Genomic DNA, 22,154 nt, shown 5'->3' with positions numbered 1-22,154 from the left:
TTCTTTATCAATTGATTTGTGATAGAATGCACGCTCTTTTCATTTCTCTATTCAGAAACATACAGGATTTTCTTGATGAATATTTATACCTATATTTGCTTTCTGGCAGCACTTTCTATCTTACTTGGGTTTATTACAAGCAAAATTTCCGCTCGCGTACAATCAACCATCGCTATTACTGCAGCAGCAATGGTTTGCTCGCTATTAGTCTGGATCTTAGGTTCTTTCGGTTGGTTTAAAATTGACGTTATCGCCAAAAATGTGATGGAGCAAATCGATTTTAAAAGTTTCTTGCTCAACGGGATTTTGGGCTTCTTGCTTTTTGCCGGCTCTTTAGGAGTAAAATTACCCGTGCTTAAAGACCAAAAATGGGAAATTACCGCATTCGCTCTTATCTCAACCCTCATTTCCACTTTCCTGATTGCATTATTGATTTGGGCACCTGCCAACCTTATCGGCTTGCCAATTGACTTTATCTATTGCGTCGTTTTTGGTGCCTTGATTTCTCCAACCGACCCAATCGCGGTGTTGGCAATTATCAAAAATCTACGAGCTCCTAAACGTCTTTCAATGCAAGTTGAAGGGGAATCGCTGTTTAACGATGGGGTCGGCTTAGTGATTTTCGTAACCGTTTTTGCGGTGGCTTTTGGTGGTCAAGAAACTTCTATTGGCAATATTTTTAGTCTTTTTATGCATGAAGCCATTGGCGGGATTTTATTCGGCTTCTTGCTCGGTTTTATCGCCCACGTGCTGATTTCCTCAACCGATGATGGCTCAATGGAAATTCTCATCACTCTTACCATCCCAACCGCTGGCTTTATGTTTGCTTCCAACATCTTGCATGTTTCTGGTGCTTTGGCAATGGTTGTTGCAGGGATTATGATTGGTAACTGGACGCGTCGTTCAGGTTTCTCGGAACAGAGCCAACGTTATCTCGATCACTTCTGGGAGATGATCGACCACTTCTTAAACTCACTGCTCTTCTTCCTGATCGGCTTTGCGTTATTGTTAGTAGACTTTGAATTCTACGGGATTGTGCTGATGATTATCGCGATTCCTGTTTGTTTGATTTCGCGTTATCTCAGTCTCTGGATTCCATTTAAAGGAATGCAGCAATTCAGAACCTACAACCCTTACACGCTTAAAATTATGACCTGGGGTGGTTTACGTGGTGGCTTAGCATTGGCAATGGCGCTTTCCATTCCAAGCAAAACTGCGTTTGCAGGCTCCATTGATGTGAAAGATTTGATTTTGGTGATGACTTATGCCGTCGTAATGTTCTCAATTCTCGTACAAGGTTCAACCATTGAACCGATGATCAGAAAATCAAAAACGGTTGATCCAAATCGAGAGGAATATTTGCAGCCTAGCAAACATTAACTTAAAGGGTAGCACTGATCTGCTACCCTTTATTTTTGCAAAATTGTTTTAAACTCTATCGCTTATTTCATATAGAAAACGATAGGTTTACTCCATCTCCACCACAACAGGCTCAAACTCTGCCTTGCGGTTTACGTTTACCTCCCTAAAGTTAATCGGGAAATGGCAGGCAAATTCGCGTTGTTTGAACTTTTTAAGCGGTGGTTTTTGAATGCATTTTTTCTGCGCAAAAGGACAGCGAGGTCCTAATCGGCAACCAATTGGCATCTCTTGTAGCATAGGAATACTACCTTTGAGCGTGTTTAAATGGCTTTTGCTTACAAGCGGTTGCGAGAAATCAGGAATGCTATTGAGCAACGCGGATGTATAAGGATGCAAAGGCTTGGTCAGAATATCCTCTTTATCGCCAATCTCGACCGTCTGCCCACAATAGAGCACGTTAAACGAATCTACCCACGGGGCAATATTTTTCATATCGCTGCTCACTAGCAAAATTGATGTGCCAAGGTTTTTATTCATACTGGAAAGCAAGCGGTAGATTTGTAGCTGCGTGGTTGCCTCCATTGTATTGGTCGGCTCATCCGCCACCAACAATCGAGGTTGGTTGGCGATTGCCATTGCAATCATCACTTTTTGCGCTTCGCCTTCGGTAATATCGCTTGGGTAGCTCCGCATAATGTCTTTGTGATCACGAATCCCTACACGGTGCAATAGCTCAATGGATCTTCTCCTTTTCCAGCCAAACCATTGCCACCATTTGCCTTTAAATTGCACGCTTTTAATGAGCTGTTTGCCGATTGTTTCACTCGGATCTAAGCTTAACAACGCATCTTGAAAGACCATTGAAATCTGCTCACCTACCACTTTTCGGCGTTGTGCTACAGGCAGTTTGAGCAATTCAATATCATTAAAGCGGAAGCGATCCGCTCTGACCATCCACTCATCTTTGAGTACACCGCAAATCACTTTGGCAATCAAACTTTTACCCGAGCCCGATTCGCCCACCAAGCCACATACCTCCCCTTCATCTAAAGTCAGGTTGATGTTATCTACCATTTTCACGCGTCCGTTTGGCGTGTTGATCTCAATACTGAGATGTCGAATATCTAAAAGAGCCATTCATCACCATCCATTCTCGATTAAAAATAGGAAGACGCTCGATGCTTTTTAAGCACGCGGATCAAGCTGTTACTTAATAACGTAATAATCAGAATGCTAAAGGTAATCGCAAGCCCTGGGAGCACAATCGTCCACGGAGCAATGTACACCAATTCAGCTGAATCGCGAAGCATGATGCCCCATTCTGGCGTGCCACTTTTTGCCCCAAGGGCAATAAAACTCAGCGCGGTAATATCCAGAATGCTAAAGATAAAATAGACCGAAATTTCCTTGATTACTACCACAGTTAAATTAGGCAAAATCACCTCACGAATAAGTGTTTTTTTGTTCGCACCATCTAATCGTAAAGTCACCGCATATTCACGCTTTAACTCCAGTTGGGTTACCTGATAAATACGATGAATAAAATGCGGCAGAAGGGCTAAAAAAATCGCAAACATCGCATTGGGTAAGCTGGCTTCCATTAGTGCTGCGATAATAATCGTAATCAGCAATACAGGAATAAATGAGAAAATATCGAATAAATGACTCAAAAATGACACCGATTTCCCTTGGTTCAAGCCTGCGAAAATGCCAATAATGCCGCCAATAACTCCGATAGCAAGGCAAACCAGCAGCGAAGCGCCAACCGTATAATAGAAACCTGCAATGATTCGGCTGAAAATATCTCGCCCCAAATCGTCTGTGCCAAAAAAGTGGCGAATTTGACCGCTTGCATCCCACGAAGGCGGTTGCAATTCCAGCCCAACAAACTGTTGCTCGTAGTGATAAGGTGCAATAAATGCCCCGCCAAATACTAACACTAACAAAGCAAGAAAAAGATAGAGGCTGATAAGGGCGATTTTATCTTCGCGAAAGCTCTGCCAGAAGGAGAGGAAATAGTGGCTTTCGCGGAAATATTCTGGTTCTTTATTTTGCGTTGCGATCATTTTGTGTACCAATCCTTTTTCTGTGAGGGATCTAACAGCGTTTTGAGAAAACTGGTAAAGAGATCAATCAAAAGTACAAATCCGCCAATGACCACTACACCTGCGGAAATCGCATTGTAATCTTGCTCCGCTAAAGCGTTAATCAGCCAGCGCCCAATACCGCCCCAGCTAAAGATATTTTCAATCAACATCCCAAAGGCAAAAATCACGGTAAAATGGCGAGCAATGGTTGGAATTAACGCAGGTAAAGAGTTGCCAAGCACGTGACTACGAAAAATCCGAAATGCCGACCATCCCCGCGTTTGTGCTACTTTGATATAATTCTGCTTCATCACATAATTCGCCCGTTCTTGGGTAAAGCGCATCACTTCCAAAATGGACGGAATACCAAGTACCAATGTTGGTAAAATCAGATGGTGTAAAGCACTTTGCATCATTTTAAGTTGATGAGGCGAGTCGGTTGAGAGAATATCCAAAATACGAAAGCCTGTAAGCGGTTGAATTGCATAAATGGGATGCAGATCACCAACGGCGGCAATTTCCCAACGGTTGATGGAAGCACTATAAAGTAGCAGTAACGCCAGCCAAAACACGGGCATTGAAAAGCTTAATGAGCCCAACCAAGTCATCACTTTGCCTAGCGTACTTTTTTGAATATACGCCACCCAAAAGCCAAGCGGTAAGCCAATTAACAGTGAAAGTAACAAAGCTGACACACACAACGTGATAGTTGCAGGAAACACGCTCAACACCTGCACCGTTAAAGGCTCGCCATTGATGTAACTAATTCCTAAATCTGCTTGTAATAAGCTTGCGACATAACGGAAATAGCCCGTCATCACACCAATACCATTGAGCGAGTTTAACGGATCGCGAAGCAAAATATTGTAGCTAATCATTGAGAGGATGATAAGCGTAATCAGCGTTAATAAAAATTTTCGTAAGAGAGCAATAAGCATTGTTTTATCACTTTATTTATGATGTTTTTTTAACCGAATTTCCGACAATTTTACTTGCCCCATCGCATTAATCGCAATGTCACTCACGCTATCGCTTACCAACAACAAGCGTTTGGCATTCACAAGCGGTAAAATTGGCAGTTCTTGTTGCAAAATCGATTGACTGAGATGGTAAATCATATTTTGTGTTGCCTTGCTTGATGTGGTTTTAGCTAGGTTAAGCAACAGGTCAAAATAAGGGTTACACCAATTCGCTAAATTGGTCACATCACGTTTGGTATCGCACGATAAAATGGGTTTTAAAAAGCCATTTAAATCCGCATTATTCGCAAGCCAGCCCGTTAAAATCAGATCGTAATCTGCCTTGCCATTTGCCAATTGTTGCGCAATATAGGCTCGATTCACAGGAATGAGCGTGGTAGGAATCCCTTTTTGAGCAAGGTCGAAGCGGAGCATTTCTGCCATTTTCATTGGGTGCAAATTAAACACCCGTTTTTCATCTACTACCCAAAACTTAAGCGGTTTTTGCAACGAAGGCTGCGCATGGCTTGTTGCGTAATCAAAAGGCACTTTGCCGTATGGATCTTGCCATAACACTTCGGGCAACACTTGATCAGCGACGTGGGCTGTGCCAAAAAAGAGACGCGAAACCAAACGATGACGATCAACAGCTTGGGCAATCGCTTGGCGAAGCGTGATATTTTGCATCACAGAGCTCTGCATATTAAAGGCTAAAAACGCTAAGTTTGCCCCATCATTTTCAATGCGTTGCTCGGTTGGAATTTGCGAAAGCTGGCTTGGTTCAGGGAAAGCCACCACATCACACTCGTTGTTTAAAAATTTTGCCAATCTGCCCGTGCCATCAGAGGAAAAATCGACCACCATATTCTCAATATGTGCCTTTTTACCCCAATATTTTGGATGCAGTTGCAGGCGGATGTAGTCCGATTGCGTCAGGCTTGTAAGCTGATACGGACCTGTTCCAACAGGCAAAAGATCAAGCTGAGGTAAGTTTTCATCCGCATTAAGTTGCAATGCGTATTCTTTCGATAAAATCACCGCATATTGACTCGCCAAGTGCGATAATAACGCTTGGTCAGGCTCGGTTAGCGTAATTTGTACGGTATGAGTACTAATGTCTTTTATTTGAGCAATTTTTTGCTTTAGCGCAATGCTCTCAAAATAGGGATAGTGCGCCAAATTCGCTTTAGTGCGATATGCCATCGCTTGAGCCTGATGAAATTCACCACTTTCGCTACTTTCACGGTTTAACGCAGGTAAATCGCCTGCAATGCCCATCATTCGATTCAGTGAAAAAATCACATCTTCCGCATTGAATTTGTGCGTTGGCGTGAACCAACGCGTGCTGTGAAACGACACGTTTTTACGTAAATGCAAGGTGATTGTCAGCCCATCCGAGCTAACATTGTAATGCTCGACAAGCATCGGCTTGAGCTGATTTGTTTTTGGATCAAGTTCAAACAGTTTGTCATACAGTTGATCGGTCACTACATTCACGTTCGTGCCCATATCTGCCTGTTGCGGATTGAGCGAAAAGCTAGAAGCATTGGTGCAATAAATCAAACTACTCTCACGCAGCTCATCAGGTATGCGAGGCGCGGAATAAGCGGTCGGATTTAGCCCAAGAATTGCAAAACTACAGAGAAATTTCACCGCTTGAACAAGAGATTTCATAACTACCCCATCCTATTTGCTGTTGATTCCATACGCACGCAATTTATTGGCGATAGCGGTGTGTGAAATGCCAAGCCGTTGGGCGAGTTTTCGTGTACTTGGATATTCAGCATAAAATTTACGTAGTAGCTCAGCTTCATACTGTGCCATCATTTCATCTAAGGTACCTGTTTCGGGAAGATGAGTGGCGATTTCTGCCGTGTTCAAGGTTGTATTGGGTAAATTGAGATCTTTAACAGATAAACGATAGCTATGTGACAAGGTGCAAGCTCGGTAAAGCACATTGTGCAACTCACGCAGGTTGCCCGCCCAGCTATAGCGAGAAAGGGCATTTAAAAAGGCGTGATTGTACTCTAATTTTGAGAAACCCAGTTGATTGCTGATTTCGCTTACAAAATGCTCTACCAGCAACGGTAAATCGTCCAAACGTTCACGCAAGGGCGGCAACTTAAGAGTGAGTACATTTAAGCGATAATATAAATCCTCACGTACTTTCCCCTCAGCCACTAACTGATTAAGCGGTTTTTGGCTAGTACAAATCACACGAATATCCACTTTGCGTTCTTGATCTTCGCCTACGCGACGAAATGAACCATCATTCAAAAAACGTAACAGCTTCGCTTGCATTTCAAGCGAAAGTTCCGACACAGCATCAAGCAACACCGTACCGCCATTCGCATATTCAAAAAAGCCCACACTCTCATTTTGTGTCCCTCGATGCCCAAACATCTCCGTTTCTGCCTCTTCTTCAGGCAAGCCCGCACAATTCACAGCAATGAATTTTTGTTCTGCACGATGGCTAAATTGATGGCAAGCTTTAGCAAGTAAGTCCTTGCCCGTGCCTGTTTCGCCCTCAATTAACAGCGGTGCATTGAGCAGAGCAAACTTTTTAGCTTGCTCAATCACATTTTGCATATTCGGAGATTGAGTTAAGATTTGGTCAAATGGCGTAGTGTTCTGAGTGGCATACTGAGTTGTGTTCATAGTAAAATCCTCAAAATTGATGAGCAGATCATACTCTGAAAATCTATTTTTGGAAAGTTTTGTTTACAGCAAGAACAATGAAATTTATATTTACATTCCAAGCCTAATCCCCTAGACTTTTCCACAATCATTTTGCCCTACAAGCGGTAAAATTTTTCCTCTTTTTTTACATTATTAAGGAACTTTTATGTATTTAGATCAAATCAAAGCCGAACTACAAGAGGCTGCAGATGTGCTAGATAAATTTATGCACGATGAAAAAAATATTCAGCTTATTCAAGAAGCGGCATTGCTTATCTCAAACAGCTTCAAACAAGGCGGTAAAGTGCTCTCTTGCGGTAATGGTGGTTCACACTGTGATGCTATGCACTTTGCAGAAGAATTAACCGGCCGTTACCGCGAAAATCGCCCAGGTTACCCAGCTATCGCGATTTCAGATGTGAGCCATTTAAGCTGTGTAAGTAACGATTTCGGTTATGAATACGTGTTCTCTCGCTATGTTGAAGCAGTTGGTCAAAAAGGCGATGTGCTTTTCGGTTTATCAACCTCAGGCAACTCTAAAAATGTCTTAAATGCAATCAAAGCAGCCAAAGAAAAAGGAATGAAAGTGATTGCAATGACGGGTAAAGATGGCGGTCAAATGGCAGGTCTTGCGGATGTTGAAATTCGCGTACCACACTTCCGTTATGCAGACCGCACGCAAGAAATCCATATCAAAGTCATCCACATTTTAATGATGTTGATTGAGTTTGAAATGGCGAAAGCAGCGTAAAAAAAGAAGGCATTGTGATGAAAACAATGCCTTCTTTTTTCTTAAATAACAATATTATATCTATTATTTCTCATTTTTCATATTTGAGAAAATATTCGCCAGAATTGGCCCTGAAACATTGTGCCAGAAACTAAATAAAGCACTTGGTACAGCAGCAATTGGATTGAAATGTGCGGCAGCTAATGCGGCGCCTAAACCCGAGTTTTGCATCCCTACTTCAATAGCAATTGCTTTGCTATCAGCGACATTTAATTTGAAGAGTTTAGCTGCCCAGTAGCCGATTAAATAGCCTAAACAGTTGTGCAATACCACTACAGTAAAAATCAACAAACCTGATTCTACAATCTTATCTTTGCTTACCGCGACGACAGCCGCCAAAATCAATACGATTGAAATAACTGACACTAACGGCATGGTTTGGCTGGCTTGTTCAATTGTTTTCTTAAATAATGCACGCACAACTAGCCCCAAGAAGATTGGAAAAAGTACCATTTTTAATACGGATAAGAACATTGCGGATGCATCAATTTCTAACCATTGGCTGGCAAGAACGTAAAAAATTGCAGGTGTTAATAATGGCGAAAGCAATGTTGAAATCGTTGTACAAGCAACAGAAAGTGCTGTATTTCCTTTAGCAAGGTAAGTCATTACATTTGAAGATGTACCACCAGGGCAAGAACCAACCAAAATCACACCAACAGCTAAATCAGGTGGTAAGTCAAAGGCTTTAGCGAGAACAAAAGCGATAGAGGGCATAATCACAAATTGTCCAACTACGCCAATCGCGACTGATTTTGGGTGTTTTGCCACTTCACCGAAATCATTGAAGGTAAGCGTGATGCCCATACCAAACATAACCAAGCCTAATAAGTAAGGAATGTAAGGCGCAAAGATTTTAAATTCAGCGGGAAAGTAGAACGCAAGAACAGCAAAAACGATCGCCCAGAGCGCGAAGGTTTTGCTGATGAATTGCGTAAGTTTGAGAAGAGTTTGCATATAAGTCCTAATGAATTGTTAAAAGAACTTTTTATTCTAATCGGCTTTAGCAAAAAAATAAAGACATAGCACTACACTATGTCTTTCGTTATTAAATGATTTTGTAAATTATTTTACATTTTTCTTCGCCCAGTCTAAGAAGCGTTTTTGGGTTTCTTTATCAGCTTTAGAGAAGAGTAATTGCAATTGTTCTTCTTTAATATTTTTGGTTTCTACCACAATTTGACCTTTTGCTTCAAAAGTCGCATTTACAAATTCTGGCACAGCTGCTACGCCTTTGCCAGCATTATATTTAGCAAGGTTGTCTTCAATTCGGCTATTTGGAGCGAAACCTTCTCCTTTTAACATATCTTGTTTAAAGGGAATTTCTTTACCAGCTGCAGTTTGAATTTTAAAGGTTGGATTAGCTTGAAATTTATTCACATCGTGAGATGAGCGGAATTGAGGCACAACAAGTGTCATTTCTTCAGGTGTTCCCTCAAAAGTTAATACGATTGGATTCATTGAGAAATATTTACCATCTACAATGTCTCCTACACTCACCACCACTTGGTGTGTTTTGTTATCGTTAATTTGGACATCTTCCCAACGTTTTACCGACTGACCATCTAAGGCTAACATTTCCACGGTATTAGGGGTTTTTAACGTGCCTGCAGTCGCAAAAGTTGCAGCTAAACAAGCGGTTGTAGTCATCATCAATTTTGCTAATTTCATAATACTTCCTTAAATTGCATGGATTTGAAAAAAGTTATGCCTATGCTATGCTAAATTAAATAAAATAGAAATAATTTTATTATCAAAGCGTTATTTTTGTGGGAAAATCACGCTAATTTTTTAACAGGAATAATTATGAGTGATGAATATCAGAGCCTCGGCTCAATAGAAAAAACAGAGAAAAAGAATTTAATTCAGTCGTTTTTAGGTATTTTCCAAACAGAACCTAAAAATCGTGAAGATTTGGTAGAAGTGATCCGTGATTCGGTCGAAAATGAGTTGATCGATAGCGATACCAAAGAGATGATTGAAGGAGTGATGGAAATTTCCGAACTTCGTGTGCGTGATATTATGATCCCGCGCCCTCAAATTATTTCAATTGATTCAAAACTGCCACTTGAAGCCTGTGTGGATACTATTATTGAATCTGCCCATTCGCGTTTCCCTGTAATTTTAGATGATGGCAAAGATAGCATTCAAGGCATTTTGCTTGCGAAAGATCTACTCAAATATCTCCGTTCTGATGCGGAAGAATTTAATATGGAGGCTATCCTTCGCCCTGCGGTAATTGTGCCAGAGAGTAAACGCGTGGATAGAATGCTCAAAGAATTCCGCTCAGAGCGTTTCCATATGGCATTGGTAGTCGATGAGTTCGGAGCGATGTCTGGTTTAGTCACCATTGAAGATATTTTAGAGCAAATTGTGGGCGATATTGAGGATGAGTTTGATGAAGAAGAAGTCGAGCCAATCCGCCAGCTTTCTCGCCATACTTATGCCGTTTCTGCCTTAACAGATATTGAAAAATTCAATGCGTTTTTCGCCACCGAATTTACAGATGAAGAGGTAGATACCTTCGGTGGTTTAATCATGCAAGCTTTCGGACACTTGCCACAACGTGGTGAGCAGATTGAGTTTGAGCAGATGGATGTAAAAGTGACTTCTGCGGATAACCGTCGTTTGATTCAATTGCGTGTAACCGTTTCAGACGAGCAATTAGAACGGATGGAAAGCCGTCAGGTAGAAGCTGAAGAAGAATAATAGCAATAATGCGTAGGGCGGGCTTCAGTCCGCCTTTTATTTAACTTACCTATTGGCGGATTAACATCCGCCCTACGTTATATGTCAAATTTCGTAAAAAATCCCCCATTTTTAACCGCTTGCATCATCAGTTTTCTCTTTGGTGCGATCGGCACACTTGCTTTTTCCCCTTTTGATTACTGGATTATCGCCTTTGTTTCCGTCTTTGGCTTAATCTGGTCAGCCACTTTATCGCAACGCAAAACCGCATTGTGGGCAACTTTTGCTTGGTCGATTGGCTATTTTGCGATTGGCGTAAATTGGATTCACGTGAGTATGATCCAATTTGGTGGTGTGCCTGTCGTGATTAGCTATCTTGCAGTTCTTCTTCTAGCTTGCTATTTAGCACTTTATAATTTGCTATTTACTTGGGGTGTGCATAAATTTAAGCTGAAAAATCCGTTTGTGCTTGCAAGCCTTTTCACTGGAACAGAATATCTCCGAGGCATCATTCTCACTGGTTTTCCTTGGCTTCAGCTCGGTTATAGTCAAGTTGATAGCCCTTTTGCCCATATCGCCCCGATTTTTGGCGTAGAAGGTGTTACTTTCTTCATTATTGTGATTGCTACTTATCTTGTTCAATTTATTTTGCAAGAAAATCGAAAAATTAAACCGCTTGCGACTTTTACATTGCTCATAGCGGTCGGCGTTGCCACACGTTTTGCCAATTTCTGGCAAATTGATGCTGAAAAACAACCGCTTACCGTGAGCCTTGTGCAAGGCAATATTGAACAAAAAATGAAATGGGATCCTGCTCATTTCGACTATTCGGTGCAAACCTATGTGGATCTTATTCGTCCATTGCTTGGAAAAAGTGACGTGATTATTCTGCCTGAATCGGCAATTCCAGCATTGGAAAATCAGATTTCACCGTTGCTTAGTTCGATGCAAAACGCTGCGATGGAAAGCCAAAGTGACATTATTATCGGCACGCTTTATCAAGATAATCAAAATCAACTCTTTAACAGCGCGTTATTACTGAATGAACAACCTTATGATGCTGAACAAGTACCTCGCTATAAAAAGCATCATCTCGTGCCTTTTGGCGAATACGTGCCTTTTGGCTCGGTGTTAGATTGGATGCGTGAGGTCTTTATTCTGCCAATCAATTTATCTCAAGGGGAATTTGTTCAGCCTGCATTACAGACGAAAAATACCCGTTTTAATTTAGCGATTTGCTATGAGATTATCTTTGGCGATCAAGTGCAACAAAACCAAAAAAACCACAATAGCGATTATCTCTTAACTATTACTAATGATGCATGGTTTGGAACTTCTATTGGCCCTTGGCAACATTTCCAAATGGCAAGAATGCGAGCTTTAGAACTTGGCAAGCCACTTCTTCGCTCTGCCAATACAGGAATTACTGCAATAGTAGATGCAAACGGCAAAGTGGTTCAGCAGTTGCCGCAATTTGAGAAAGGAGTGCTTATCGCTCAGGTTTCTCCTGTCATCAGTAAAACGCCTTTTAGTTTATGGGGCAATACGGTGCTTTATAGTTTGAGCACGTTGATTATGGCATTGGCGGTGATGAGACGTAAAAACTAGAAGCAAGGGCAGTTTGGTTATTTCAAACTGCCCTTTATATATTAACTAAACAACAAATCCATTCCATCAATCAATGCCTTGCTCGGTTTATCGAAATATACTCCACTGTTCGGCTCACCATTCATTCCACGCAAGAATAAATAGGCAACGCCGCCAAAATCTCGGCTATAGTCGTAACTCTCACCTAAGCGAGCACGTAGGTAACGATGTACCGCAAGGGTGTAGAGCAAGTATTGTAAGTCGTAGCGATATTGTCCGATTGTTTTCGCAAGGCGTGTTTGGCGGTAATCTTGCGGTAAATAGCCTAAGAAGTTCGATTTATAATCAATTACATAAAATTTACCATTCGCTTTGGCAATACAGTCAATAAAACCGCGCACATAGCCTGAAAGTTGTGGCAATCGCAATGGCGGTAATTGGCGAGCCAATTCGCTATGTTCTTGTAGAAGTTGATTGAGCTTGCGTAAGCCCTCTTCATTTTTTAAGCGTAAGAAGAATTGCCACTCATTTAAACGCTGTTCATTGGAAAAATCACTCAATGCTAAATTTTCGGCAAATGGCGTAGTGCGAACTTCTTCCATCCATCGCTGAACGGGTTCTTGCCACTCATCGCCTAAATTGAGCTGTTCACAAATTGGCAAAACATCTTCAATTTTAACCGCTTGTTGGAAGTCGCAATGCTCCATAAAACGGTGCAAAATATTCCCCACTTTAGTGCTGTGCGGGAATTGGTAAGCGTTCAAACTATTTGCAATATCCTCCACAAAATCGCCCGCTTGTTCAGTCTCCATCTCAAATAATGACTCGTTGTAAGCGGTCTGATTATCGTAATCTTGTGCAAAATCGTTGATTTCGGTGAAGTAATCTGTTTGAGCCTTATTGTGGCTTTCTAATGCCCAATCGTTATAGTTGCTTAAAGCACTAAAACTCGTGATCTGTCCTTGAACTGTCGGGATTGTGTGGTTAAATTCACGCACTTGCAGTAATGCTTCTGTCTCTTGCCTTGGCGACCAAAAACGTTCTTCGGCACTTTCTGCAAGCGTTTGTAACGTGCAATTTAATCCTTTCTCTGCAAAATAGGTTTCTGTGCTACTGCTTGTTTCGGTACCTGTTAAACCGATTTCGCCATTGCTAAGCAAATAGTGAATACTATTCCAACCTTTGCCAAATTGAGCTGGCAAAATCAAGTTCAGTTGCGATTCGGCACGGGTTAAGGCGACATAAAGCAAACGTAGATCTTCCGCATATTCTGCTTGGTTTTTGAGCTGTTGGATGGCTTCCTCTCTTCCACTAAAATCCCACTGCTTTTGAGCATTCTCATCGTGGTAAATAGAAAGCGCAGATGCTTTTACGCTGGTGCTGTTTTTACCAATGAATGGTAGCCAAACAACAGGATATTGCAATCCTTTAGAGCCGTGAATGGTCACAATTTTAATCAACGCCTCTTCGCTTTCTAAACGCAAAGTATGGGTGTCGTCGCCATTTTTGGCGTCGTTTAACGTCTGTTCATACCAACGCACTAAGGCACTCTCATTTTCCACCTCTTGCATTGCCGATTGTAAAATTTCCGCAAGGTGGAAGAGGTCGGTTAATAAACGATCCGCATTTGCTCGTGCTTTCAATCGTTCGATCACACCTTCTTGCAAGAAAAGTTGATGCAACATCGGTAGCACGCCTTGCGATTGCCAAATCTGTTGATAATGAACGAATTTATCAACATAGTTTTCCCATTGCTGCTCATCATTTTTAAGCTGATAAATCTCTTGTGCAGTTAAGCCCCACAAGCTCGAACCCAAGGCACAGAGCAAGGTTTTCTGTTGATACGGATTTAAGCAGGCTTTTAATACCCACGCTAATTCTGGTGCAACTTCGCTCTCATAAACACGACTACGCTCAGACAGGAAAACAGATTTCAAACCTCGTTTGGCTAACGCACGTTTCATCAATTTGGCTTGATTATTGCTTCGCACCAAAATCGCAATGTCTTTCGCCTCAAAGCGAATTTGACTACTGTCTTTTGCATCTTTTAGGTAAATTTCACCCGCTTGCATCGCCATTAATTGTTTCTGAATTTGATCGGCACAATGTTCAGCCGCCTCATTCTCGTTAAATTCAGGCTGCAAATAGCAAACCACATTTTCACTACCGATTAATTCTTCCTCTGGCGTTTTGGCTTTTACCGCTTGAAATGGAATGCCTTGATATAAAAACGGATGGTTTCCGCTATTTTCTGGGAAGGTAAAAATCTGATTTACGGCTTCAACAACCTTCGGCAAAGAACGCCAGTTTTTATCTAATGTGCGTTTTTCATCCGCTTGCTCTGATGCCTTCAAATAGGTAAAAATATCCGCCCCACGGAATTTATAGATCGACTGTTTGGGATCTCCAATCATAATAAAGCCCTGATTTTGAGCCTCTTCTGCCATATAGATTTGGCTAAAGATTTCATATTGGGTTTGGTCGGTATCTTGAAATTCGTCAATCATCGCAAACGGATATTGTTGGCGGATCTGGCTTGCCAACTGCTTGCCACGGGTGTTTTTTAAGGCGTGATTGAGCATAATCAGCAAGTCATCAAAACTTTTTTCAGTATGTGTGGCTTTATAAGCTGCCAATTTTTCCCGCAAATGCATTAAGAATTGATAAAGCAAGACTGATTTCTGTTTTGCTTCAAATTGACTTTGATAAGCGGTCAAAAATGCTTGATTAGTTGCGAAATGCGTTGATGTTAGCGGTTCTGCTCCCTCTTCTGCTTTTTCAATAAGACTTGTTTGGCAAAAGCGTGAAAAATGCTCTGCGGGGAAATAAATGGCTTCACTTTCTGCCCACTCGTCTACCGATTTTAACCAATTTTCCACATAACGCATTTGATATGAGCGGCGATTTAATGCTTTTTTCACGCCAGTTTTATATTTTTTATCCAGTTCATTGATGATTGGGCTTACAATTTCCTCACGGTTGGCACGCCAATATTGGCGAACTTCTGCCAATAATTGTTGATAGGCTTTTAAATGCTCGGCAAAAGGTTGGTTAATGCCTTGTTGATCGTCGTTTAACTCAGGCAAAGTTTCTGTCAGATAAGCTCGCACCGCATCCAATGCGTCTTGTGGTGTTTTGAGCTCATCCGCAACAATGCGTGTTTCGCTCAAATTCATCGGGTAGAACTGCTCACGCCACACTTCTTTGGCAAGGCGTTTAAGCAATTGCTGTTCGTTTTGTTGCAGTTCAAACTCAAAACTGATACCCGAATCGAATGCAAATTGATAGAGCATCTTTTGGCAGAAGCTGTGAATAGTAAACACACTCGCAAAATCAATCTCTCGCTCGGCAATTCGCAAGCGGAGCAACGCCTCCTCTTTCTTTTCGACTTTCTCGAAAAGTTCTGCAAAAAAATCATCATTTTTCACCGCTTGCTCGGTGAGTTTTGCCGAAAAATAGGCGTAGCAATCTTGAATATTTTGGCGGATACGGTCTTTAAGTTCTTCAGTTGCCGCTTTGGTGAAGGTTACCACTAAGATTTGCTCAACTGTTAATGGTTCTAGAGGTTCACCATCGTGGCTGATACCCAGTAATAAGCGAAGATAGAGGTTTTTGATCGTATGTGTTTTGCCCGTGCCAGCCGAGGCTTCAATGAGGCTGGCACAGTTAAGCGGAAGTGTGAGAGGGTTGAGCGTTTGCATAGATTATTTTATCCGTTCCAATTTCTGAATTAACACTTCGTGCGGCACTTTCTGAATTTTGCTAATTTGCCAAATTAATAGACCGCTTGCAAGGCTTAAGCTGATGCAAAATGTTGTCCAGAAGCCTTGTGCCGCCATCGGTTCAGTAATAAAATCCGTTCTGGCGAGAAGATAGCCGAGCGGCATGCCGACAATCCAATAACAGATAATGGTGACATACAAAATCGGTTGCGTGTGCTTGTAGCCACGTAATACCCCATTCGCAACGGCTTGGAGTGCGTCGGGAATTTGGTAAACCGCTGCAAATAAGAGTAAGTGAGCAGCAATCGAAATCGAAATCGGATCGCGTGTAAAAGCAAGTGGAATGTATTGGTCGAGCAACACAATAACTACCGCCGCCATCGTTGCAAAAACTAAGCCTGTAAGCAGGGCGTGATAACTTAACACTTTTGCATCGTCTAAGCGTTTTTGTCCTAAAGTTTGCCCGATTACAATCGTCGTTGCGATGCTAAATGACATCGGGATCATAAAAAAGAGCGAGCTAGTTTGTAATGCTGCTTGATGGCTTGCCACTACTTGTGCACCTAATGGTGAAAGGAAAAGTGCTGAGGTGGAAAACAGCATCACTTCAGTGAAAGTCGCAAAGCCGATGGGTAAGCCGAGTTTGCAAATTTTTAGCAAAGTTTGACCGCTTGGCATTTCCATCCATTTACTAAATAAGCCAATATCGCGTTGCGATTTGTTGGTGTAGCAGTAATAGAACATCATCAAGAACATCACCCAGTTCACAATAGCCGTCGCAATACCACAGCCAACGGAACCCATTTCAGGCAAGCCAAATTTACCAAAAATAAAGATGTAGTTAAGCGGAATATTCAGTAGCAAGCCAAAAAAGGTAATGCTCATCGCAGGTTTTGGATTGGATAAACCATCATTCATACAGCGAAGATTGATGGCAAGCAAAGCAGGCACAATACCGATTGCCATAATCATCAAATATTGCTGTGATTTAATTGAAAACGATTCGGGCGTATGCATATAGTCCAAAATCAGATGGCTATTGCAGAAAATCAAAATCAGCGGAATGGACATAGTCAGCACAAGCCAGAAGCCTTGTCGCACTTGGTGAGCAATAAGATGGCGTTGGTTCGAGCCATTCAAATAAGAAACCGTTGGAGTAATGGCATTCAATAAACCCAGCACAAACAAGAAAAGGGGGAAATAAATCGAGTTACTTACCGCGATGGCGGAAACATCGTCATCGCTGACTAAGCCTGCCATTACAATATCCGCAAGTCCCATACCTGAAGCGGAAAGTTGGGAGATAAAAATAGGAATAGTGAGTTTAAAAAGTTTTCTCGCGTTTTGCGGATATTTTTGCCACTGTAAATTCATAAAAACCTCAAATTAGAATGGCTTATTATAGCGAGCCTTACGCTTAAATGCCATTTTTGCCATAAGTTTTCGTGCCTCAATCGATTGACTATTGCATAATCACTTTAGATCCGCTAGAATTCCGCCCGTTTTTGTCTTAAAATGCAAACGATTTAAACAAAATCTGCTTTGATGCAGCTTACATATAAACTAACTAGAGGAATAATACTATTAAACCTGTAAAACGTGTTCAGTCAAATCGCGCTCACCGTCTTAACGAAGAAATCCGTGGCGTGAAGGAAGTTCGCTTAACTGATGAAAATGGCGAGCAAGTTGGTATCGTGTCAATTCAAGATGCTTTAGCGAGAGCGGAAGAAGCTGAGTTAGACTTAGTAGAAATCAGCCCGAATGCTGAACCGCCAGTTTGTCGTATTATGAACTACGGTAAGTTCATTTATGAAAAAGAAAAAGCGGCAAAAGAGCAGAAGAAAAAACAGAAAGTCGTTCAAGTGAAGGAAATCAAATTCCGTCCAGGTACAGATGAAGGCGACTACCAAGTTAAATTACGCAGCATTATGCGTTTCTTGGAAGATGGCGATAAAGTAAAAATTACCGTGCGTTTCCGTGGTCGTGAAATGGCTCACCAAGACATCGGTTTAGATGTATTAGAGCGTGTAAAACAAGATACCGCCGAAATTGCAGCGGTTGAATCTGCACCGGGTAAATTAGAAGGCCGTCAAGCAGTAATGGTTATCGCACCGAAGAAAAAATAATTTCTCATTACAATGAATTAAATGAATGCAAGCTGGTAGAAAATGTGAGCTTGCATTTTTTATTTCAAAAATTATCGCTTGCAGAACAGGCAATGTTTCTGTAAAATTCCCCCGTTTTCTTTTACTAGAAAATAAAGATGACAACAGGCACACTACGCAGCCTGAGTCGCTTTTAATTTAAATAATGCAATATATTTATTGCTTGAGATGTAATTAGTGCTTAACAAGCAACATTAGTAATAATGCTCGCCTAATTACTAATGATTAACAAAACAATGCGGAGTTTTTAAAACAATGCCTAAAATTAAAACAGTACGTGGTGCTGCTAAGCGTTTCAAGAAAACAGCTTCAGGCGGTTTCAAACGTAAACAATCTCACTTACGTCATATTTTGACTAAGAAAACCACTAAACGTAAACGTCACTTACGCCACAAATCAATGGTAGCGAAAGCAGACCAAGTATTAGTAGTAGCGTGTTTACCATACGCATAAGCGTTTGCGTGAAGACGTACTTTAGTGAATTTTAGTTTTTAAATATACATTAGGAGATTAAATAATGGCTCGTGTAAAACGTGGTGTTATTGCAAGAGCACGCCATAAGAAAGTTCTTAAGGCTGCTAAAGGTTATTATGGTGCGCGTTCACGTGTTTATCGTGTTGCGTTCCAAGCAGTAATTAAAGCTGGTCAATATGCATACCGTGACCGTCGTCAACGTAAACGTCAATTCCGTCAATTATGGATTGCACGTATCAATGCTGCGGCACGTCAAAACGGTTTATCTTACAGCAAATTCATCAATGGCTTGAAAAAAGCTTCTGTTGAAATCGACCGTAAGATCTTAGCTGACATCGCTGTATTCGATAAAGTAGCATTCGCTGCATTAGTTGAAAAAGCAAAATCTGCACTTTAATTTAAAGTTTAGATAAAATTAGGGCACCTGTTGGTGTCCTTTTTTATTACCTAGCAGTATGAAAGGCATATAGATACATAATAACTAATTTATAAGTAAATCAGGAATTGATAAAAGAAGAGAAAATCGAATGGTCCCCCCTACCGGACTTGAACCAGTGACCAAGCGATTATGAGTCGCCTGCTCTAACCGACTGAGCTAAGGGGGGATTGAAAGAGAGTTACATTATAAAAGAAAGTACTGATTTCGTCTATCTTTTTCGGCTTGTTCGTTTAAAAAGCAAGCAACTACTCAATCCAAATAAGAGATGCCATTCTGCCCGTTTGCTTATCTCGGCGGTAGGAGAAAAATTTGTCTTGCTCTGTGTAAGTGCAATGCCCTCCGCCTGAGATTTCGGTAATGCCGAGCTTATTTAAGCGTTGAGTCGCCAGTTGGTAAAGATTGCCGAGAAATTTACCGCTTGTAGTAAGATCAGGTGTAAAAGCTAGTTTAGCATTAGAATCAAAGGCACAAAATTGTTCGATAATCTCTTCACCTACTTGGAAAGCGGTTGGTCCGATAGCGGGGCCTAGCCAAGCAATAATATCAGAAGTTGGGCATTTAAATTTTGCGACTGTTTCTTCCAAAATGCCATCACATAAACCTCGCCAGCCTGCGTGAGCTGCTGCAACTTCTGTGCCTTCTTTATTGAAGAAGAGTACAGGCAAACAATCTGCGGTCATTACTAAACAAACTTGATTCGCTTGTTGGGTGTAAACCGCATCAGCCTCAACATTGCTTCCCGTAAAAGGTAATTCAATGACTTTCGTACTGTGGGTTTGTGTAAGAAAAAGGGGCTGATGAGGTAAGTCAAATTTATCCACAAGTAAAGAGCGATTTTGTTGCACAGCTTTTGGGTCATCGCAAACGTGATCGCCTAAATTAAAGCTATCAAATGGCGGAAGACTTACACCGCCCGATCTCACGGTCGTGAGAGCTTTAATATTTTTCGGTGCTTGCCAATTTGGATAAATTGCGTTCATTCACACTCCCTTTTTATTTCTGCATTTTATTTTGAAAAAACAACCGCTTGTAAGCTTATGGACGAACGGCAATCGCTTCAATTTCTAAGCCAACATCTTTTGGTAAGCGAGCTACTTCTACGCAAGAGCGAGTAGGGAACGCTGGGTGGTTATTTTCACGGAAGAATTTTTCATATTCAGCATTTACAGTTGCGAAGTCGTTCAAATCTTTCACAAAAACCGTTGTTTTGATGATGTTTGCAACACTCAAGCCTGCTTGTTCTAAAATGGCTTTAACATTTTCAAGCGCTTGGCGTGCTTGCTCGGTAATATCTGCTGACACTTCACCTGTTTTAGGATTAACGGGGATTTGACCTGATGTGAAAACAAGATTACCTAAATCAACCGCTTGTACGTAAGGTCCGATAGCCGCAGGGGCATTTTCTGTGTGAATGACTTTAGTCATAGTATTTCCTTAATCTTAATAAAATAAATAAGCGATACGATTTTATGCTAAAAAATTCTATTTTAAAACAGAGAAAATATCTCTTTTTTATTTGCAGCTGTTGCATAACTGGCTACAATAAGTAAGAAGAGAGGATAATAATGATTATTTCATTTAAGCATAAAGGACTGAAGCATTTCTTAACAGACTCAACTGCAGGTATTCAAGTTGTCAATAAGTCAAAACTAGCAAGGATATTAGCTCGACTTGATAGCGCAAAAACACCCAACGAATTTACCTGGTTGGGTGCTTCACCAATTAAGTAGGAATTTAGCAGGATGCTGGTCTGTAAAAGTAAATGGAAAACTGGCACATGACCTTTAAATTTGAAAGCGGTCATCCTGAAGTTGTTGATTATCAAGATTATCATTAGAAGAAATATGATGCGTATGTTTAATCCGCTGCATCCAGCGGAAGTTTTAAAAGAAGATATTTTGCCTGAACTTGGGCTTACAGTGACAGAGGCAGCCAAACAACTTGGTGTAAATAGAGTAACACTTTCTCGCTTGCTTAATGGAAAAATGGGAATTAGTGCAGATATGGCACTTCGTTTGCATCAATGGCTTGGTGAAAATAGCCCATCTGCAGAGAGCTGGCTTTATCAACAAGCAAACTATGATTTATGGAAAGCAAGTCAGTCAGCTCATTTTAATATTATTCCTATTTGTGCGTAAATTTTAATAAACAGAAAAGAAGAGAGTCGATTTTATGAGCATAAATTTAGAAGAAATTGTTTTACACCAAATTCAGCATCACGTTGAAGGAGAGAATGTGGAACTCAAAACGGTATTGCGTGAGGAATTACTGCCTATTAGCCCTGCGGCCGAGCAAATGATGTTGCAATTACACCAAGCCTATCAGAGTAAAGCAAAAGGCTATGGTGTGTTCAAGAGCGAATCTGTATTTGCACAACAGCTTAATCGTTTTCTGGAAAAAGAGACTGATTTTCTACCATTTAGCCACCAATCTGCTAATATGTTAGCGACTGAATTAGCGAAATATCCTTTTGCTTCAGGCGGAACTTTTATTCTCTGTCGATATAATTTTTTAGCAACTGATTATCTCTTTATTGCGTTAATCGATAGCCGTTCTTCCATCTTGGTAGATGACCATTTAGATGTAAAAAGCACTCAATATTTAGACATCACTCAATACGATATTGCTTGCCGAATTAACTTAACGGAACTTAGCATTAATGCCACCTCAAACCGTTATCTTACCTTTATTAAAGGTCGTGTAGGGCGTAAAGTTGCTGATTTCTTTATGGATTTCTTAAGTGCGGAAGAAGGGTTAAACCCACAGGTTCAAAACCAAACTTTATTGCAAGCGGTAAACGATTTCTGTGAACAAGGTGAACTTTCAGTACCACAAACTCGCGAAGTTAAAAAACAGGCATTTGAATATTGCAAAGGACAAATCAATCAAGGTGAAGAGATTGCGATCAACGAGCTTTCCGAATCTTTACCAACCTTAAATGAGTTAAATTTTGCTCAATTTACTCAAGAAAAAGAGTATGGTTTGGAAGATTCTATCCCACCAGTTCGTAGAGCTTTAAAAGGCTTAACCAAATATTCAGGTTCAGGTAAAGGGGTAACAATTAGTTTTAATGCAGAATTATTAGGTGAGCGTTTAATTTGGGATGAACTAAATGATACTTTAACAATCAAAGGATTACCCGCAAACTTGCGTGATCAACTTGAACGCAATAAATGATAGTTTTTTTCAGCCAATTTCGGTA

The 22,154-nt window shown here is 41.0% G+C and carries 20 protein-coding genes, 1 tRNA gene and 1 pseudogene; 10 read left to right on the top strand and 12 right to left on the bottom strand.

Annotation, left to right across the window (positions count from 1 at the left end):
• Positions 1–75: 75 nt before the first annotated feature.
• Positions 76–1,380 carry a cation:proton antiporter gene (locus tag B0184_RS06140; RefSeq protein ID WP_005708720.1) on the top strand — a complete coding sequence of 435 codons (1,305 nt, stop codon included), beginning with the start codon at positions 76–78 and terminating at the stop codon, positions 1,378–1,380.
• Between the two features lie 87 nt (positions 1,381–1,467).
• Here the strand turns inward: B0184_RS06140 and B0184_RS06135 are convergent, their stop codons facing one another.
• Genes B0184_RS06135 through B0184_RS06115 form a run of 5 tightly spaced genes read right to left on the bottom strand, consistent with a single transcriptional unit; the run spans position 1,468 to position 7,066 of the window.
• Positions 1,468–2,499 carry a peptide ABC transporter ATP-binding protein gene (locus B0184_RS06135; protein WP_005708790.1) on the bottom strand — a complete coding sequence of 344 codons (1,032 nt, stop codon included), beginning with the start codon at positions 2,497–2,499 and terminating at the stop codon, positions 1,468–1,470.
• A 20-nt stretch (positions 2,500–2,519) separates the two neighbouring features.
• Positions 2,520–3,428 carry an ABC transporter permease subunit gene (locus tag B0184_RS06130; RefSeq protein ID WP_005708751.1) on the bottom strand — a complete coding sequence of 303 codons (909 nt, stop codon included), beginning with the start codon at positions 3,426–3,428 and terminating at the stop codon, positions 2,520–2,522.
• Positions 3,425–4,387, bottom strand: coding sequence for an ABC transporter permease subunit (locus B0184_RS06125; RefSeq protein ID WP_005708852.1), 963 nt, complete (start codon positions 4,385–4,387; stop codon positions 3,425–3,427). The genes B0184_RS06130 and B0184_RS06125 overlap by 4 nt, the downstream gene beginning before the upstream one ends.
• A gap of 12 nt (positions 4,388–4,399) precedes the next feature.
• Entirely contained in the window at positions 4,400–6,082 is a 1,683-nt protein-coding gene (locus B0184_RS06120) for an ABC transporter substrate-binding protein (RefSeq protein ID WP_005708696.1), read from the bottom strand.
• Positions 6,083–6,094: 12 nt separating this feature from the next.
• Positions 6,095–7,066: a sigma 54-interacting transcriptional regulator gene (locus tag B0184_RS06115; RefSeq protein ID WP_005708772.1), complete on the bottom strand. Its 972-nt coding sequence runs from the start codon at positions 7,064–7,066 to the stop codon at positions 6,095–6,097.
• A 187-nt stretch (positions 7,067–7,253) separates the two neighbouring features.
• On the opposite strand from B0184_RS06115, the gene lpcA reads away from it, so the two are divergent.
• Complete coding sequence (lpcA, locus tag B0184_RS06110) at positions 7,254–7,838, top strand: D-sedoheptulose 7-phosphate isomerase (RefSeq protein ID WP_005708813.1); 585 nt, start codon at positions 7,254–7,256, stop codon at positions 7,836–7,838.
• Positions 7,839–7,901: 63 nt separating this feature from the next.
• On the opposite strand, the gene B0184_RS06105 is transcribed toward lpcA, so the two are convergent.
• Both B0184_RS06105 and B0184_RS06100 read right to left on the bottom strand, forming a co-directional pair.
• Complete coding sequence (locus B0184_RS06105) at positions 7,902–8,834, bottom strand: bile acid:sodium symporter family protein (protein ID WP_005708737.1); 933 nt, start codon at positions 8,832–8,834, stop codon at positions 7,902–7,904.
• 108 nt (positions 8,835–8,942) lie between these two features.
• Complete coding sequence (locus B0184_RS06100) at positions 8,943–9,548, bottom strand: DUF2057 family protein (protein ID WP_005708717.1); 606 nt, start codon at positions 9,546–9,548, stop codon at positions 8,943–8,945.
• Between the two features lie 135 nt (positions 9,549–9,683).
• On the opposite strand from B0184_RS06100, the gene corC reads away from it, so the two are divergent.
• On the top strand, positions 9,684–10,586 hold the full coding sequence (gene corC, locus B0184_RS06095; RefSeq protein WP_005708885.1) for a CNNM family magnesium/cobalt transport protein CorC: 903 nt from the start codon (positions 9,684–9,686) through the stop codon (positions 10,584–10,586).
• 81 nt (positions 10,587–10,667) lie between these two features.
• Positions 10,668–12,173 carry an apolipoprotein N-acyltransferase gene (gene lnt, locus B0184_RS06090; RefSeq protein ID WP_005708846.1) on the top strand — a complete coding sequence of 502 codons (1,506 nt, stop codon included), beginning with the start codon at positions 10,668–10,670 and terminating at the stop codon, positions 12,171–12,173.
• Positions 12,174–12,214: 41 nt separating this feature from the next.
• Here lnt and recB read toward each other — a convergent pair whose 3' ends face one another.
• Positions 12,215–15,853 carry an exodeoxyribonuclease V subunit beta gene (recB, locus tag B0184_RS06085; RefSeq protein ID WP_005708863.1) on the bottom strand — a complete coding sequence of 1,213 codons (3,639 nt, stop codon included), beginning with the start codon at positions 15,851–15,853 and terminating at the stop codon, positions 12,215–12,217.
• Positions 15,854–15,856: 3 nt separating this feature from the next.
• Entirely contained in the window at positions 15,857–17,248 is a 1,392-nt protein-coding gene (locus tag B0184_RS06080) for an MATE family efflux transporter (RefSeq protein ID WP_005708824.1), read from the bottom strand.
• 209 nt (positions 17,249–17,457) lie between these two features.
• Here B0184_RS06080 and infC point away from each other — a divergent pair, with 209 nt between their 5' ends.
• From infC to rplT, 3 genes are all read left to right on the top strand, one after another.
• On the top strand, positions 17,458–18,000 hold the full coding sequence (gene infC, locus B0184_RS06075) for a translation initiation factor IF-3 (protein ID WP_078177651.1): 543 nt from the start codon (positions 17,458–17,460) through the stop codon (positions 17,998–18,000).
• A gap of 294 nt (positions 18,001–18,294) precedes the next feature.
• Positions 18,295–18,492 carry a 50S ribosomal protein L35 gene (rpmI, locus tag B0184_RS06070; protein ID WP_005596065.1) on the top strand — a complete coding sequence of 66 codons (198 nt, stop codon included), beginning with the start codon at positions 18,295–18,297 and terminating at the stop codon, positions 18,490–18,492.
• A 64-nt stretch (positions 18,493–18,556) separates the two neighbouring features.
• The gene (rplT, locus tag B0184_RS06065) at positions 18,557–18,910 is read left to right on the top strand and encodes a 50S ribosomal protein L20 (protein WP_005596075.1); all 354 of its coding nucleotides are present in this window, start codon (positions 18,557–18,559) and stop codon (positions 18,908–18,910) included.
• A gap of 131 nt (positions 18,911–19,041) precedes the next feature.
• On the opposite strand, the gene B0184_RS06060 is transcribed toward rplT, so the two are convergent.
• The 3 genes from B0184_RS06060 to B0184_RS06050 form a co-directional block, all read right to left on the bottom strand.
• Positions 19,042–19,118, bottom strand: a tRNA-Ile gene (locus B0184_RS06060).
• 79 nt (positions 19,119–19,197) lie between these two features.
• Entirely contained in the window at positions 19,198–19,932 is a 735-nt protein-coding gene (gene pgeF, locus B0184_RS06055; RefSeq protein WP_005708761.1) for a peptidoglycan editing factor PgeF, read from the bottom strand.
• Positions 19,933–19,987: 55 nt separating this feature from the next.
• A complete protein-coding gene (locus B0184_RS06050) occupies positions 19,988–20,377 on the bottom strand; it encodes a RidA family protein (RefSeq protein WP_005708821.1) in 390 nt (129 codons plus the stop codon).
• Between the two features lie 140 nt (positions 20,378–20,517).
• On the opposite strand from B0184_RS06050, the pseudogene B0184_RS06045 reads away from it, so the two are divergent.
• The 3 genes and pseudogenes from B0184_RS06045 to yejK all read left to right on the top strand — a co-directional run bounded on the left by B0184_RS06045 (position 20,518) and on the right by yejK (position 22,129).
• Positions 20,518–20,789: pseudogene (locus tag B0184_RS06045) on the top strand (type II toxin-antitoxin system RelE/ParE family toxin).
• Between the two features lie 10 nt (positions 20,790–20,799).
• Positions 20,800–21,090: a HigA family addiction module antitoxin gene (locus tag B0184_RS06040; RefSeq protein WP_039851375.1), complete on the top strand. Its 291-nt coding sequence runs from the start codon at positions 20,800–20,802 to the stop codon at positions 21,088–21,090.
• Between the two features lie 34 nt (positions 21,091–21,124).
• A complete protein-coding gene (gene yejK / locus B0184_RS06035; RefSeq protein WP_005708746.1) occupies positions 21,125–22,129 on the top strand; it encodes a nucleoid-associated protein YejK in 1,005 nt (334 codons plus the stop codon).
• Positions 22,130–22,154: the final 25 nt, after the last annotated feature.

This window comes from Haemophilus paraphrohaemolyticus (assembly GCF_002015045.1).
In the GTDB taxonomy this organism is placed as follows: Bacteria; Pseudomonadota; Gammaproteobacteria; order Enterobacterales; family Pasteurellaceae; genus Haemophilus_A; species Haemophilus_A paraphrohaemolyticus.
The sequence above is the reverse complement of the archived record's forward strand: the minus strand, read 5'-3'. Positions and strand labels throughout refer to the sequence as shown.

Excerpts from the sequence above, each read along its gene's own strand:
- B0184_RS06140 (WP_005708720.1), top strand. The coding sequence starts at position 76 with ATGAATATTTATACCTATATTTGCTTTCTGGCAGCACTTTCTATCTTA.
- B0184_RS06135 (WP_005708790.1), bottom strand. The coding sequence starts at position 2,499 with ATGGCTCTTTTAGATATTCGACATCTCAGTATTGAGATCAACACGCCA.
- B0184_RS06130 (WP_005708751.1), bottom strand. The coding sequence starts at position 3,428 with ATGATCGCAACGCAAAATAAAGAACCAGAATATTTCCGCGAAAGCCAC.
- B0184_RS06125 (WP_005708852.1), bottom strand. The coding sequence starts at position 4,387 with ATGCTTATTGCTCTCTTACGAAAATTTTTATTAACGCTGATTACGCTT.
- B0184_RS06120 (WP_005708696.1), bottom strand. The coding sequence starts at position 6,082 with ATGAAATCTCTTGTTCAAGCGGTGAAATTTCTCTGTAGTTTTGCAATT.
- B0184_RS06115 (WP_005708772.1), bottom strand. The coding sequence starts at position 7,066 with ATGAACACAACTCAGTATGCCACTCAGAACACTACGCCATTTGACCAA.
- lpcA (WP_005708813.1), top strand. The coding sequence starts at position 7,254 with ATGTATTTAGATCAAATCAAAGCCGAACTACAAGAGGCTGCAGATGTG.
- B0184_RS06105 (WP_005708737.1), bottom strand. The coding sequence starts at position 8,834 with ATGCAAACTCTTCTCAAACTTACGCAATTCATCAGCAAAACCTTCGCG.
- B0184_RS06100 (WP_005708717.1), bottom strand. The coding sequence starts at position 9,548 with ATGAAATTAGCAAAATTGATGATGACTACAACCGCTTGTTTAGCTGCA.
- corC (WP_005708885.1), top strand. The coding sequence starts at position 9,684 with ATGAGTGATGAATATCAGAGCCTCGGCTCAATAGAAAAAACAGAGAAA.
- lnt (WP_005708846.1), top strand. The coding sequence starts at position 10,668 with ATGTCAAATTTCGTAAAAAATCCCCCATTTTTAACCGCTTGCATCATC.
- recB (WP_005708863.1), bottom strand. The coding sequence starts at position 15,853 with ATGCAAACGCTCAACCCTCTCACACTTCCGCTTAACTGTGCCAGCCTC.
- B0184_RS06080 (WP_005708824.1), bottom strand. The coding sequence starts at position 17,248 with ATGAATTTACAGTGGCAAAAATATCCGCAAAACGCGAGAAAACTTTTT.
- rpmI (WP_005596065.1), top strand. The coding sequence starts at position 18,295 with ATGCCTAAAATTAAAACAGTACGTGGTGCTGCTAAGCGTTTCAAGAAA.
- rplT (WP_005596075.1), top strand. The coding sequence starts at position 18,557 with ATGGCTCGTGTAAAACGTGGTGTTATTGCAAGAGCACGCCATAAGAAA.
- pgeF (WP_005708761.1), bottom strand. The coding sequence starts at position 19,932 with ATGAACGCAATTTATCCAAATTGGCAAGCACCGAAAAATATTAAAGCT.
- B0184_RS06050 (WP_005708821.1), bottom strand. The coding sequence starts at position 20,377 with ATGACTAAAGTCATTCACACAGAAAATGCCCCTGCGGCTATCGGACCT.
- B0184_RS06040 (WP_039851375.1), top strand. The coding sequence starts at position 20,800 with ATGCGTATGTTTAATCCGCTGCATCCAGCGGAAGTTTTAAAAGAAGAT.
- yejK (WP_005708746.1), top strand. The coding sequence starts at position 21,125 with ATGAGCATAAATTTAGAAGAAATTGTTTTACACCAAATTCAGCATCAC.